The sequence below is a fragment of the Anaerobacillus arseniciselenatis genome (assembly GCF_001865995.1).
GTDB lineage: Bacteria > Bacillota > Bacilli > Bacillales > Anaerobacillaceae > Anaerobacillus > Anaerobacillus arseniciselenatis.
Genome location: NZ_MLQQ01000042.1, coordinates 32,980 through 46,568, shown reverse-complemented (window position 1 = coordinate 46,568; position 13,589 = coordinate 32,980). Strand labels below are relative to the sequence as shown.

The following is a 13,589-nucleotide window of genomic DNA, read 5'->3' as shown; positions in this document are numbered from 1 at the left end:
GGTGAAGTCCGCCATCGAAATTTTTAAAAATAACCGAGAAAAAGATCATTTAAATTGGGAAAGGGGTAAGTTAACTATGGACTGCAATCAATTGCTTGAAAGTATCGAAGATTATTTAAGTGAGGCTTCACCTGAAGAGGTTGATGTATTGTCATCTATACTCGAAGGTCTGAAAGGTAAAAAACACGGAGAATACCGTTCTTATATCTCCGCTCTCACGATGGATCGTCGTAGGTTTCTAGATAACGGTGATTATGAAGTTAGACTTCCTATTCAACCGTTAATCTACAACCCCCTAAATTTTGTTCACGGTGGAATTACGGCAACATTACTCGACACGGCCATGGGCTCATTTGTAAACCAATCGCTACCTGAACATTTAGCAGCTGTAACAACAGAAATGAAAGTAAATTATTTAAAGCCTGGCACTGGAAAAGAACTTATTTGTATTGCTTCTATCATCCATAAAGGAACATCCTTTTACGTTTGTGAAGCGAAAGTTTATAACGACAAAAATAAGCTGATCGCCAGCGGTTCAGGAAGTTTTTTTATCATTAAAAGAAACTGAAGAAGGTATCCTAAAAGTGTCAGTCAACATTAGACAGTAAATACAGGACGATGTTAATTCAATACATCTATCTCTATATTTAGTAGTTACCTTTGATGAACTGACACTTATGGGGTCCTTCTATTACCAAGGAGTTATAAAATTTTGTGTATAATAACGTTGGTAGACACCAACACCTAAATGAGTAAATTCTTCATGCAATAAATTAACTCGGTGGCCTTCACTATTTAGCCAACCTTCAACAGCTTCAATCGCATCTACATATTTTGCTGCAATATTTTCCCCTGCTAACTTATATAATATCTCCTGTCTTTTTAAGCGGTCTTTCAACTCGCCATTGGCTGGGGATGTATGAGAAAAATAGCTGTTAATTTTCATATCTTCGCTATGGAGGTATGCAACATGTGCCGTTTCTTCATCCCAGCTAAGTGTCTCTAAAGAGTGTTTCTTACGGATTTGATTAGTTATATAATAAATTTGTAGTGAAGAACCTACCTCAATCTCTCTCCATTCATTTTCACTTAAAGGTTGTGCTTCAATTAATTCTCCTCGATAAACAACAGAATATGGACGATGCTTTACGATCGTTTCATGGTCAAGATAACGTATACTTGATAACTGATTAGTAAAAGTATCGAAATACAACTGAACAAAAATGTTATCAATATAAAGTAACGGCCTAGTTTTCAGCTCTTCCTCAGTCAGATTAAACTGATAAGAGTTACTTCTTACATTAAATGATACTTGATCTTCAAAGTTAAAATTTTCATTAAGTTTGTCATAAGGTGCTCCTAATTGAAACGGTGCTGTTGACACATTTTCATCTCCAATCACATAAACAGACACCACCTTTTCGTCTTCAACCCCCACTTGTAAATAGCCATTTTCTAAATGATCACTGTAAATCCACCAATCATAATCATAAGCTGATTTATCGATGCGTACAGGCTCCCCAAGATTTTTTTCAAGATATGTAATGGGTTGTCCAATATAGGAGTGCAATCCATCATCTGTTAATTTATTGCGGTTGTTATTTCTAATTGAAAACGTTTCGCTTTCCATAACAGCTAGGCTTTTGTCTATTTGTTCTACATCTTTTTCAACGACTAATTTACTATCAACAAAAAAAGAAAAGTATATTGCAATACTAGTAAAAAAAACTATAATGAACAAATATATTTTCCCCATCAAATGCCTCCTCTTAAATGAATTTACGACCTTACCATCAAAGCATTGCACACAACTTAACTTGTACTAGTAATTATTGTTCTTTAATATATATACTTTTCCTGCAAATAGTTTATGACAAAATCATACAAAAAGGCTTACCCTATTGCTCGGATAAGCCTTTAATGGAAATAAAATTAAGTTTTAGTGGTGAACTTCTGGTCTCTCAGAAATCTCTGATAAAGCAAATCCAGCCTCATCATCAGTTCCTACATTTACTGCTAAATCTCCTAATGAACACATTCCGACTAAACGATTGTTTTCTACAATAGGCAATCGGCGGATTTGATGTTTTGCCATTAAGTTAGCAGCATCATCGATACTCATACCTGGGTCAGCAGTGACCAATTTTTCGCTCATAATATCAGTAACTTTTGTTGAGTTTGGGCGCTTTTCAGCAACTCCTCTAACAACGATATCTCTGTCAGTGATCATCCCTAAAAGATGGTCATTTTCACAAATCGGAATCGCTCCACAATCTAAATCCTTCATTTTAACAGCTACTTCGTAAACGTTGTCTAAAGGGGTACAATACTCAACATTTGATGTCATAACATCACGGACATGTTCCAAAATTAAAACCTCCTTAAAAAGATTAAATACATACATTTGTATCATGCCCTCTTTGTCATGTTGTTATTAGAAAAACTTGGCTTATTACGAAACTATGTCGAAAGCTTTATTTTCCTTATGCAACCACCTCATCCGTTATAAGTTGTTTTAATGTCAAAATCACCGATGGTTTGCTGTTTAAATTGCTCCCATTGTTCATCATTGATTTCGCCTACCCATTGACCAAACACAGGATTGCCCCCACCTTTACCACCAAACGACTCTTTTAATGACTGAATACACGTAGAAACATTAAAGATTTGTGAGGATGACGAGGCAAATATCCAAGTATGGTGTTTACGGCTACAAAAAATAACAGCTTTTTCTCCAGTTTCTATGATCATTTTTGCTAAATCTTTCATTTCTTGTATCGGTCGATCAGACCATTTTACGTGCACAAATCCATGTTCCACATTTTTGACCAAAACATTTGCCTCATGGTAAATATCTTTTTCATAAAGCTTTTGATATTTCTTTTTTAACAATTGATACTCATGATAAAACTCGCTAAATCTTTCATTAATATTTGTAGCAGGGACATTTAATTTGTTACTAACTTCTTGACTTGAATTATATACTGCTTGAAAATAATTTAATGCCCTTTTTCCACAAACAAAGCTAATTCGGGTATTTTGTTTATACTTTTCCGATCCAACCATTTTAATCATACCAATTTCCCCTAACATACTGACATGAGTCCCACAGCATGTAGACAAATCAATACCTTCAATTTCAACTAATCGAACAAAATCTGGCTTTTCCTTTAACTTAATCAGCTTCTCATAATCCACCTCATCATAAGGTAATACATAACTTTCAATCGTTGGGTTTTCAAAAATATATTCGGCCACCCTGTTCTCCACTTCATTTATATGTACATCATCTATATTGTCTGTTTGGAGATCAATGGTACAAACATCCTTGCCTAAATGAAAAGAAACCGTTTCAAATTCAAACAATTCTTTCCACACTGCAGATAAAAGATGTTGACCACTATGTTGTTGCATATGGTCAAACCTTCGTTCAAAGTCTAAATGAATTTTTACACGAACTCGATCAATTGGCTCGAATACTTTATGATAAATTTGACCATCGTATAACTGAACATCTAATACAGGAGATTGGTTAATAAATCCAACATCAGAAGGTTGTCCGCCACCTTCTGGATATAAATTCGTTTGATCGAAACAAACCCAAGTCTCACCGTTTATGAATTTAGTGTCTTGTATTGTTGCAAAACACTCTTTTATATATGGATCAATTTCATATATTTTTTTCGTCATCTTATTTCATTCCTTTTTCTTTTTTATTAGCAAGATTTTTGTCTCGACAGCAAAAGCTACTCAAAAAGGCAACACTGTTTACGAAAACAATTTTTATTAACGTAATCTGTTACCAACATTAAAAACGTGATAATATAGTTTATTATGATTGCATCTACTCTCTTTTCATACTATCATATTTAATTGAAACAAGTTTACATAACAGGAGGGTTATTTATGAAATTTGAAGAAACAGGTATCTCCAATAAAGAAGTAGAATTTTCTGAAGCAGAACATGTGTTAAGTGAAGCTGGCTTTGTCCATGCCGGTCAATGGGATTATGAACGTGTTACGTTTGACTATAAATTTGACGACCTCGTCAATGATGACGTTTATTATTTACGTCTCCAAGCATATGCTGTAAAAGGGGACATACCTTCACCATCTTGTGTAATAAAATTTTTAGATCCTATTTTAGGCAAACATTATTATCCACACGGTGTTGAATATTCAGGAGAAGATTTCCCTAAACATATTGTCGAAAAAAGTAATAAAAAGTTAGAACAAGTTACTTCACTATTAAAATAATTACAGTTTTAGTTTTACGCAAAGCATTCGATTGGCCACGGCCCAAAAAGTTAAAAGCAACAATCTTTTAGAATAGAGTGTCTGCAAAAAAAGAAGCGTCTGAGAATATAGACTAGACTCATACGCTTCTTTATTCTTCTATTATGATCTCGTTTACAAGTACATTGATTTCTTCAACTTGAAACCCAGTGAATATTTCTATATGATTTTTTATTGCTTCCTGTAGTTCTTTAATCACTTGTGGAATATTTTTACCGTAGTATATTCCCACTGTTACATCTACACACACCGAATCACAACTTTCACAATTAACATTAATACTACGATAATTTCCTTTTAACGTTTTAAAAAAATTCCCTTTAATTAAGGAAGAGCTGCTTTCAACTCCTTCAATTTCTGTTATCGCAACCTTCGTAATAAGTTTAATGACTTCGTCAAAAATATACACTGTACCATACTCTAAACCTTTTTTTAACATAATAACCTCCTTTAATAATTGTTTTTTTATACCATTTATTAAATATTTATTACGAAAACGATTTTTTACTGTAAAAATCACAAAATAAATACTATAATATTGATATGTTGTCCTATAGGAGAGGAGTTTGAAATGTCAGCAATATTTTCTAAGAAAAACATTATGATAATTATTTCAATTTTAATAATAATTATTTCAGGGTATTTTATCCTACCTGTTTCCGTACCGATAATTACTGCATTAATTACTGCAATGCTTCTTTCTCCTGTTGTAAAGGTAGTTCAAATGAACAGGTTAAAGCGGAGTTTAGCCGTATTTATTGTATTTATGATATTTTTATGCTTCATAGGCTTGACAGGTTACTTTTTAACAACAAAGGCGATCACACAAGTGGATTATTTTGTTAAAAATTTCCCATCATATATTACTGAAATACAGTTCGCATGGTATGATATAGAACGAAATTTAAATGAGAAATTCGTGGAATTACCAGAAGATTTTGTAGCAGAAATTAATATCTATGTAAATCAGTCTCTAACAACGTTAAGAAACGAAGTAAGCAGTAGGAATTTTATTAGTGATATCACTTCCTTAATCACAAAAATTCCAAACTATTTAATTTCTTTTCTTGTTTATTTAATTGCACTATATTTATTTTTATTGGAACTACCTAAACTTAAAAAGCAAATCTTTTCCTATTTATCTGAAAAAACGAAAGACAAAGTACAGTTTATGAGTTCAAGACTATCTTACGTTGTTTTCGGATTTATTAAAGCTCAATTTTTAGTTAGTATTATTATTTTTGTCGTTTCTTTTATTGGGCTATTGTTTATTGTCCCAGAAGTAGCATTATTAATGTCGTTTATCATCTGGGTCATTGATTTCATTCCAATCATCGGTTCTATAGCAATTTTAGCCCCTTGGGCAACCTATCATCTAATTGCTGGTAATATAGGGTTAGCTACACAATTATTTGTTCTTGCGGCAATATTATTAATCATTCGAAGAACAGTTGAACCAAAAGTAATGGGGCACCAAATTGGCTTATCGCCACTAGCAACTTTAATTGCGATGTATATCGGTTTAAAGCTTTTAGGAGTAATTGGTTTTATCGTAGGCCCACTCGTTGTCATTCTATTTACTTCTGCTAAAGAAGCTGGAATCATTAAGTTGAACTTTAAACTTTAAAAGTACAAAAACTCGATTTACGCAATCTCCACACAAGAAAAGCGCAAACGCCTTGATCAGCCAAGCGGCTTCATCGATAATCTTCTCTGTGCTTTGCGACGAGTAACCGCAGGAGCAGTGAAAAGCGATGGAGAGCCAGCGACGATTTATCTCCTCTTGATTTATCATCCTCGAGTAGATAAATATCGATGGATCGAAGCGCTCGAAGGGCTACCAAGCTGCTCCTGCGCCACTACGTTTGCTCGTCGCAAGGCAGCAAAGAAGTTTATTCAAGAAGTTGCCTCGCTGAAGCTAGACAACAAAAAAGAGGCTTTCCTAAGGTACACTTAAAGGAAAGCCTCTTTTTATTCAATTCAATATCAATATTGTAAATTTAAATAGTTATACTGTGTTAAAAGCCCCAAATTGCGCGAAAAACGTTTGTAACTTCCCCTGGAGGATAGATTACGTAAAGTAAGAAATATACAGCAATCCCCGTAGAAGAACCTAAAAACCAAACAATTGAAGTAACTGGGCCTAATTTCCGATGTAACTTCATGTTATTTTTATAACCAGAAATGAGTGCAGTAATCCCTAAAACCGCAGCAGTTGTAGCTAATGTTATATGAATGATTAAGAAAATTGTATAATATATCTTTACTTCTTCAGGACCACCAAATGCAGTACTTCCAACAAAAACCGTCTTTGCTACATATGTTACAAAGAAAATGACTGCAAACAACGCTCCATAAAACATCATTTTCTTATGTAATTCTACTTTACCTTTTGCCACTACAATCCATCCGAGTGCTACAAAAACCGCACTTATTCCAATAAAAATCGTACTTATTAAAGGTAGTAACATACCATCAATCCTTTCTTCCTTTTCAATTAACTTTTAAAAAGCTTCCTAGATGATTCTAAATAATTATATCATGTGACAAATGTCACACCAACATATAAATTTGACAGTTTTAAAACATTTTTACAGTGTTTATGTTTTAATTTGAAATTTACAATTAGCAATTCACAATTTAAAATGAACTATCTAATCTGAAAGCCAGGGCTTCACTTTTACGTGTTCCAACTAACCAACTCTTCTACATATAAAACTACCATGACGATTAATCGTCATCATTTAAAATGAAAAGGTGGACACTTTCCCTCACTTCGCTGTGACCTTCTATCGAATCTCAGAGGCTCGTTCACGAAAGCATCCACCTTTTTTCATACAAATTTACAAACCTAAATTGTACATTTTTAATTTTTAATTCAACTAAGAAGAAGCTAACTACATTAAACAATGTAGTTAGCTTCTCAGTGTCAACCTAATATTTTACTACTCCTAATAATAGCATTAACGCTGCAACCATCGGTATAATAATGACTATTCCTGACAACATAAAGGCATTTGGCCACTCGTGGTCTTTGTCCTTTAAGTGCATGAAATAGTATAGCTGTAAGATCACTTGAATGACTGCAAGGATTAAAATAAATGGTACTGCGAACGATGCAGGAATTAAATCACTCGCAACAGACATGAAAGCTAGTGCTGTGAAAAAGATCATTACTACAAAGGTGATAATTTGGTGTCTCATTTCACGCTCAAGCTTTATCTTTTCTTTTTTCGAAAGATTGACTTGTGGTTGATTCGTATTTAACTTTGGTTCCATGCATCTATCCTCCTATTCCCATTAAATATACGACAGTGAAAATAAATACCCATACGACATCAATAAAGTGCCAGTATAAACTTGCTAAATAAAACTTCGGTGCATTTGTTAATGTTAACCCGCTCTTACGATAGCGAATTAATAACGTAACGATCCAGCCGATACCAAAGGCAACGTGAGCCCCGTGGAAGCCGACTAACGTATAAAACGCAGATCCAAATGCACTCGTTGTAAATGTTAAACCATAGCCTACATACACATAGAATTCATAGATTTCTAGACCTAAGAATGCAACCCCTAAACCAACCGTTACCCACATCCATACTAACATTTGTTTAAAATTCCCTTTTTTCATTGCGAGCATCGCAAAAACACTCGTTAAACTACTAGTTAGTAGGATCGTTGTCATAATAAAGACAAGAAATAAGTCAAAAATCTCTGCTGCTGTTGGTCCACCAGCTGTTCCGTTACGCAATCCTAAATACGTTCCGAAAAGACTAGCAAAAAGAACTGTTTCCCCACCTAAGAAAAACCAAAACGCTAAAAACTTATTACGACCTTCAAGAGTTGCTTTTTCAGGATTCGGAGGAAGAGTGTCAGTATTATGCTGAGCGTGACCCATATTATCCTACCTCCTTATCTTGCTTAATCTCTTCAACAGGAATATGATAACCGTGATCTTCTTTTACCGACCTTACAACCATACATCCTAGAGTTAAACCAAGTCCTATAACTGAAACCCAGTATGTTGCATAAATAAATCCGAAACTTGCTATAAATAATCCGAGTGACATAATGATTGGTAAAATCGACCCATTCGGCATATGAATTTCACCTAATGGCTCTGCAACAGGTAACTTTTTATTGCCTTGCATTTTCTCATACCATAACGCATCAAGTTCACGCGCTACTGGCGTCTGAGCAAAGTTATACTCTGGTACAGGAGTTGGTGTTGCCCACTCTAACGTACGTCCATCCCATGGATCCGCTACTGCTTTATCATTTCTTGCAACAAAAATATTTACAAGCAAGATGACAAACGCTACCGCCATAAAGAAGGCCCCAATTGTACTAATAAAGTTTAGATCGTTTAACCCTTGACCATCTAAATAAGAAGCAACACGTCTAGGCATACCCATTAAGCCTAGGAAGTGCTGAACGAAGAAAGTTAAATGGAAACCGATAAAGAATAACCAGAAAAACCATTTTCCTAACGTTTCGTTTAACATATATCCAAAAATCTTCGGCCACCAATAAAATGTCCCCGCAAATAATCCGAATACTACCCCACCGATAATGACATAGTGGAAGTGAGCAACGACGAAATACGTGTCGTGGAACTGATAGTTAGCTGCTGATGTTGCAAGCATTACCCCAGTTACTCCACCTAATACGAATGAAGGAATAAAACCTAACGCAAACAGGTTTGCAGTCGTAAATTTAATTCTTCCACCCCAAAGTGTAAATAACCAGTTAAAGATTTTAATCCCTGTAGGAACGGCGATAGCCATCGTCGCAACTGCAAAAATTGCGTTAGCTACAGGTCCCATACCTACGGTGAACATATGGTGCGCCCACACCATAAATCCTAAAAATCCGATAATCAATGTTGCAAATACCATTGCGCTATATCCAAATAAGCGCTTTTTAGAAAATGTAGATAGTACTTCAGAAAAAATACCAAATGCCGGTAAAATTAAAATATATACTTCTGGATGCCCAAATATCCAGAACAAATGTTGCCAAATAACAACGTTACCTCCAGCTTCAACAATGAAGTAATTCGCCCCAAAAAGTCGCTCAAACATTAATAAGAACAAACCTACTGTTAATGCTGGAAATGCAAATAAAATTAGTGCAGATGATACGAATGAACTCCATGTAAATAATGGCATTTTCATCATCGTCATCCCTGGTGCTCTCATCGTAATAATGGTTACTAAGAAGTTAATACCTCCGATTAACGTCCCTGCACCACTGATTTGTAATCCTAAAACATAATAATCTAAACCCGTTCCTGCATATTCAGCACTAGAAAGTGGAACATACGCTGTCCAACCTGCATCAGGGGCTCCCCCAAAGAACCAACTGAGATTAAGTAAAATTCCACCAAATAAAAATAACCAAAAACCTAACGAATTCAAAAACGGGAATGCAACATCCCTTGCACCAATTTGCAGTGGTACTATAAAGTTCATAAATCCAAATAGTAACGGCATCGCCGCTAAAAAGATCATTGTTGTACCGTGCATCGTTATTAGCTCATTAAAAGCTTGTGCACTAACTATATTTAACTCTGGGAACATTAACTGCGCTCGTATTATCATGGCTTCAAGTCCACCTAACACGAAGAAGAACGCACCGGCGACCAAATACATGATACCAATTTTTTTATGGTCAACAGTCGTCAGCCAATCCCAAAGCACGCTTTTTTTCAAAGCTTGTGAGTTTGACAATTGAAGTTACCTCCTTTTTCGGCTAGTCTAAGACTTTTAAGCCTTTCATATATTCAATTAATGCTTCCATCTCACTATCATCAAGATGATTAAATGCTGGCATCGTATTTCCAGGCTTAGTTTCAGCAGGATATCGTAACCATTTTTCTAAGTTTTCATCATTGAATTCTAAGAAGCCAGCAATCACTTCTCTTTCTCCAAAGTTTGTAAGGTCTGGTCCACCAGCTACCGGATTTCCACCAACACCGCCGACCGCATGACAAGCAATACAACTTGCCTGGAATACTTCACGACCAGTTTCCGCCAATTGAGTGGCTGGTTCTTGTTCTGGCTCGCCCATATTCGTTGCCCATTTGTCAAACTTATCCGGTTCAACAGCAATAACTCTAAAGTCCATTAACCAATGTCCTTCCCCACAAAGCTCTGTACACTTCCCTTTGTATACACCTGGATGTTCTGCTTCTAACCACATTTCATTAGTTATTCCTGGAACATTATCTTGTTTACCTGCTAAAGCTGGAACCCAAAATGAATGCATTACATCAGATGCTTCAAGTTGAACAATAATCTTTGTATCCGTCGGAATATACATGTCCTGCCCTGCTATTACATTGTGGTCAGGATATTCAAATTCCCACCAAAATTGGTGTGCGGTTACTTTAACGGTAATCGAGTTTTCGTCTGCTTCAACATTTGCAAGTGTAAACGTATCCATTACGTTCGGTACTGCTAGAACGATTAATAGAAGGACTGGGATCGTTGTCCAAATAATTTCTAGCGTTTTACTACCCTCTACTTGCTTTGGAATATGTGTATCGCCTGGTTTTTCTCGATATCGCCAAAGAACGTAAGCGAAGATTGCAAATACTACCACAATAACAATAATCATAATGTAAAGACTGAGTTTTATAAGTGATAATTGCATCTGGGCAACAGGTCCTTGAGGATCAAGGGCAGTTAAATTCAATTCACCACAGCCGGTAAGCAAAAATATAATTGCTGTTAACGGAAGTAGCTTGCCGAGTTGTTTCATCAAAGTTGTAAACCTCCCTTTTGGATATTTAATTTATTCTAAACAATGTGGATTACAACCATTAAAATAAAAATAATTGTTAAGTAGTTCAGCGAATAAACAAACATTAAACGCGCCCATTTCATGTCATCCTTCATAAAGAAACCAGCCAAACCTAGAGCTAACCAGCCTACTCCAAGTAATAAGGCTATTGAAGTATAGACAGTACCAAAAGCCGGTGCAAGCAACAATGAAATTGGAATAAGTGCTGCAACATAAAACACCATCTGACGTTTAGTAACTGCAAAGCTTGATACGACTGGTAGCATCGGAATGCCCGCTTTTCGATATTCCTCGCAACGCTTCATAGCTAATGCTAAGAAATGAGGTGGTTGCCAAATGAACATGATTAAAAATAAGACCCATGCAAACGGATGTAATCCTGGATCAATCGCTGCCCACCCAATCAGTGGCGGTACTGCCCCTGATACACTACCTACAATCGTGTTTAATGATGTTGTTCTTTTTGTCCACATCGTGTAGATAACGACGTAAAAAATCAAACCTATGAAACCTAAAACCACTGCACTGAAGGACGCTAACAATAAAAATAAAATCCCTAATGCAGATAATGTTAATCCGAATATTAATACTTGCTTTTCAGGAATTTTCCCCGTAACTGTTGGTCTTGCGTTAGTTCTTTCCATTAAATGGTCGATATCTCTATCAATGTAATTGTTTAAACTACATCCACCTGCCATTACTAGTGCAGAACCTAACAAACCAAAAATAACAAGTTGTATATTTGATAATAATTGAACATCCATATAGTAAGCGGCTAAGTACATTCCTGCAAAAGCTGTAATCATATTCGACATAACGATCCCAACTTTAGTTAAGGCAAGAAAATCTCTCCAACTAACATCGCTATTAGATACATTTGTAATTGTTGTATCCATTACTTTCGCACCTTCTAAAACAGTTTTATTCAAAATTTCACCCCCTGAAAATTATAAAAACTACTAAGCTACAAATATATAAATGAAATCCACTTATATGATTACATTATGTCAGTTACCGTATAATTATTGAATAAACAGCATTTAACAACATGAAGTTAGTGGAAAACTACTCAACAATCACATTATAAATGAAATCACAGTGATTTTCATCACTTATATTTTCCAATTTCATTTTTTATTAAGTAGATTGTAACATTTTTATATTGCTAACGGTAATTATATGCTTAATGTGGTAAATTGACAATTTCTTATTTTGTACTTAAAATGAAGTAGTCAAGAAAAGCGCAAGGCGCCCGCCTATCGGCGAAATGCTCCTGCGATTACTCGTCGCAAAGCTGCGAAGAAGTAACTCAGGCAGTAGCTTCACTCCGAAGGCCTCTTACAGAAGCCGCTTTTTGGCTCATTTCAAAAGCTTTTCATTAACACAAAAAGGTCAGGTGAGCACCTTGAATAAAAAACTTAAAATCTTTTCCATACTAACCACCATCGGAATGATTATTGTTCTATTGCAAGGAGCGTTAGTAACAAAAACCGATTCCGGACAAGGTTGTGGCGACTCATGGCCACTTTGTCACGGTCAAGTCATTCCTGAATCTATTTCAACTGCAGAAACGATTATCGAATATAGTCATCGCTTTGTTTCTGGGATTCTCGGATTAATGGTTATTATTCTAGCAATTTGGATGTGGAGAAAATTTTCTCATATAAGAGAAACCAAATTCCTTTCCATCATCGCAATTTTATTTATTGTTTTCCAAGGGTTGTTAGGTGCTGCAGCAGTTATGTGGGGGCAATCATCAGCGGTGTTAGCATTGCACTTCGGTTTTTCATTAATCTCATTTGCAAGTGTCCTCTTATTAACAATACTTGTGTTTGAAGAAGACAAAGGACCGAAAATACGCACACCACGTATGAAAAAAGGGCTGAGAGGCTTTATTTACTTTATATTTACTTATTTATATATTGTTGTTTACACAGGAGCGCTCGTACGTCACACTGGTTCTAGCTTAGCTTGTGCCGGTTGGCCATTATGTAATGGGCAAGTAATCCCACAACTCCAAAGTAGTATAGCTGTTCAATTTGGGCATCGCGTTGCTGCCGGGCTAATGTTTTTAATCATTTTAGCACTGGCAATATATGTATACAACTACTATAAAGAGGAGTCTGCATTTCGCTATACGACTTTTATATCGTTATTTTTAGTTACTGCTCAAGTATTGAGTGGTGCCTATGTTGTATTTACAGCGATGAGCTTATTTTCGGCAATGCTTCATGCCTTTTTAATTACATGTTTGTTTGGAGCCATTAGTTATTTAGTGATGCTTGCTACAAGATCGAAGCAATAATAAAACTATATGAGTGAATTTTATAATTACCTAAATCGAGCATATCAAACTATATGTAGTTGCGAACGACTTAACGCAACTACATATAGTTACTTTATGTCACAAAAAATAAAGAGGGTGGGACAAAACAAAGTGTCAGACACCGCTAGACACCGAATATAGACATATGATAAATCTT

The 13,589-nt window shown here is 35.5% G+C and carries 14 protein-coding genes; 4 read left to right on the top strand and 10 right to left on the bottom strand.

The window, feature by feature from the left end; all coding sequences use genetic code 11:
- Nucleotides 1–76: 76 nt before the first annotated feature.
- A complete protein-coding gene (locus BKP35_RS14915; RefSeq protein ID WP_071314401.1) occupies nucleotides 77–568 on the top strand; it encodes a PaaI family thioesterase in 492 nt (163 codons plus the stop codon).
- 123 nt (nucleotides 569–691) lie between these two features.
- On the opposite strand, the gene BKP35_RS14910 is transcribed toward BKP35_RS14915, so the two are convergent.
- The 3 genes from BKP35_RS14910 to BKP35_RS14900 all read right to left on the bottom strand — a co-directional run bounded on the left by BKP35_RS14910 (nucleotide 692) and on the right by BKP35_RS14900 (nucleotide 3,690).
- The gene (locus BKP35_RS14910) at nucleotides 692–1,756 is read right to left on the bottom strand and encodes a CAP domain-containing protein (protein ID WP_071314166.1); all 1,065 of its coding nucleotides are present in this window, start codon (nucleotides 1,754–1,756) and stop codon (nucleotides 692–694) included.
- Between the two features lie 183 nt (nucleotides 1,757–1,939).
- Nucleotides 1,940–2,368: a CBS domain-containing protein gene (locus tag BKP35_RS14905; RefSeq protein WP_071314165.1), complete on the bottom strand. Its 429-nt coding sequence runs from the start codon at nucleotides 2,366–2,368 to the stop codon at nucleotides 1,940–1,942.
- Nucleotides 2,369–2,496: 128 nt separating this feature from the next.
- The gene (locus BKP35_RS14900) at nucleotides 2,497–3,690 is read right to left on the bottom strand and encodes an alanyl-tRNA editing protein (RefSeq protein ID WP_071314164.1); all 1,194 of its coding nucleotides are present in this window, start codon (nucleotides 3,688–3,690) and stop codon (nucleotides 2,497–2,499) included.
- A 216-nt stretch (nucleotides 3,691–3,906) separates the two neighbouring features.
- Here BKP35_RS14900 and BKP35_RS14895 point away from each other — a divergent pair, with 216 nt between their 5' ends.
- Entirely contained in the window at nucleotides 3,907–4,257 is a 351-nt protein-coding gene (locus BKP35_RS14895; protein WP_071314163.1) for a YugN family protein, read from the top strand.
- Nucleotides 4,258–4,387: 130 nt separating this feature from the next.
- Here BKP35_RS14895 and BKP35_RS14890 read toward each other — a convergent pair whose 3' ends face one another.
- The gene (locus tag BKP35_RS14890; protein WP_071314162.1) at nucleotides 4,388–4,735 is read right to left on the bottom strand and encodes an Asp23/Gls24 family envelope stress response protein; all 348 of its coding nucleotides are present in this window, start codon (nucleotides 4,733–4,735) and stop codon (nucleotides 4,388–4,390) included.
- 132 nt (nucleotides 4,736–4,867) lie between these two features.
- On the opposite strand from BKP35_RS14890, the gene ytvI reads away from it, so the two are divergent.
- Complete coding sequence (ytvI, locus tag BKP35_RS14885) at nucleotides 4,868–5,923, top strand: sporulation integral membrane protein YtvI (RefSeq protein WP_071314161.1); 1,056 nt, start codon at nucleotides 4,868–4,870, stop codon at nucleotides 5,921–5,923.
- 391 nt (nucleotides 5,924–6,314) lie between these two features.
- Here the strand turns inward: ytvI and BKP35_RS14880 are convergent, their stop codons facing one another.
- The 6 genes from BKP35_RS14880 to cyoE all read right to left on the bottom strand — a co-directional run bounded on the left by BKP35_RS14880 (nucleotide 6,315) and on the right by cyoE (nucleotide 12,002).
- Nucleotides 6,315–6,767: a DUF420 domain-containing protein gene (locus BKP35_RS14880; RefSeq protein ID WP_084031693.1), complete on the bottom strand. Its 453-nt coding sequence runs from the start codon at nucleotides 6,765–6,767 to the stop codon at nucleotides 6,315–6,317.
- A 463-nt stretch (nucleotides 6,768–7,230) separates the two neighbouring features.
- On the bottom strand, nucleotides 7,231–7,575 hold the full coding sequence (locus tag BKP35_RS14875) for a cytochrome C oxidase subunit IV family protein (RefSeq protein ID WP_071314159.1): 345 nt from the start codon (nucleotides 7,573–7,575) through the stop codon (nucleotides 7,231–7,233).
- A gap of 4 nt (nucleotides 7,576–7,579) precedes the next feature.
- Nucleotides 7,580–8,197, bottom strand: coding sequence for a cytochrome (ubi)quinol oxidase subunit III (locus BKP35_RS14870; RefSeq protein ID WP_071314158.1), 618 nt, complete (start codon nucleotides 8,195–8,197; stop codon nucleotides 7,580–7,582).
- Between the two features lies 1 nt (nucleotide 8,198).
- Nucleotides 8,199–10,031, bottom strand: a complete 1,833-nt coding sequence (gene ctaD, locus BKP35_RS14865; RefSeq protein WP_071314157.1) for a cytochrome c oxidase subunit I — start codon at nucleotides 10,029–10,031, stop codon at nucleotides 8,199–8,201.
- A 22-nt stretch (nucleotides 10,032–10,053) separates the two neighbouring features.
- Nucleotides 10,054–11,064: a cytochrome c oxidase subunit II gene (gene coxB / locus BKP35_RS14860; RefSeq protein ID WP_071314400.1), complete on the bottom strand. Its 1,011-nt coding sequence runs from the start codon at nucleotides 11,062–11,064 to the stop codon at nucleotides 10,054–10,056.
- 38 nt (nucleotides 11,065–11,102) lie between these two features.
- Nucleotides 11,103–12,002, bottom strand: coding sequence for a heme o synthase (gene cyoE, locus BKP35_RS14855; protein ID WP_071314399.1), 900 nt, complete (start codon nucleotides 12,000–12,002; stop codon nucleotides 11,103–11,105).
- A gap of 509 nt (nucleotides 12,003–12,511) precedes the next feature.
- On the opposite strand from cyoE, the gene BKP35_RS14850 reads away from it, so the two are divergent.
- Nucleotides 12,512–13,411 (top strand): COX15/CtaA family protein, encoded by a 900-nt coding sequence (locus BKP35_RS14850; protein WP_139192894.1) that lies wholly within the window; start codon nucleotides 12,512–12,514, stop codon nucleotides 13,409–13,411.
- The last annotated feature ends 178 nt before the right edge of the window (nucleotides 13,412–13,589 follow it).

Excerpts from the sequence above, each read along its gene's own strand:
- BKP35_RS14870 (WP_071314158.1), bottom strand. The coding sequence starts at position 8,197 with ATGGGTCACGCTCAGCATAATACTGACACTCTTCCTCCGAATCCTGAA.
- BKP35_RS14890 (WP_071314162.1), bottom strand. The coding sequence starts at position 4,735 with ATGTTAAAAAAAGGTTTAGAGTATGGTACAGTGTATATTTTTGACGAA.
- BKP35_RS14900 (WP_071314164.1), bottom strand. The coding sequence starts at position 3,690 with ATGACGAAAAAAATATATGAAATTGATCCATATATAAAAGAGTGTTTT.
- BKP35_RS14895 (WP_071314163.1), top strand. The coding sequence starts at position 3,907 with ATGAAATTTGAAGAAACAGGTATCTCCAATAAAGAAGTAGAATTTTCT.
- BKP35_RS14875 (WP_071314159.1), bottom strand. The coding sequence starts at position 7,575 with ATGGAACCAAAGTTAAATACGAATCAACCACAAGTCAATCTTTCGAAA.
- BKP35_RS14910 (WP_071314166.1), bottom strand. The coding sequence starts at position 1,756 with ATGGGGAAAATATATTTGTTCATTATAGTTTTTTTTACTAGTATTGCA.
- BKP35_RS14915 (WP_071314401.1), top strand. The coding sequence starts at position 77 with ATGGACTGCAATCAATTGCTTGAAAGTATCGAAGATTATTTAAGTGAG.
- cyoE (WP_071314399.1), bottom strand. The coding sequence starts at position 12,002 with ATGGATACAACAATTACAAATGTATCTAATAGCGATGTTAGTTGGAGA.
- coxB (WP_071314400.1), bottom strand. The coding sequence starts at position 11,064 with ATGAAACAACTCGGCAAGCTACTTCCGTTAACAGCAATTATATTTTTG.
- ytvI (WP_071314161.1), top strand. The coding sequence starts at position 4,868 with ATGTCAGCAATATTTTCTAAGAAAAACATTATGATAATTATTTCAATT.
- BKP35_RS14880 (WP_084031693.1), bottom strand. The coding sequence starts at position 6,767 with ATGTTACTACCTTTAATAAGTACGATTTTTATTGGAATAAGTGCGGTT.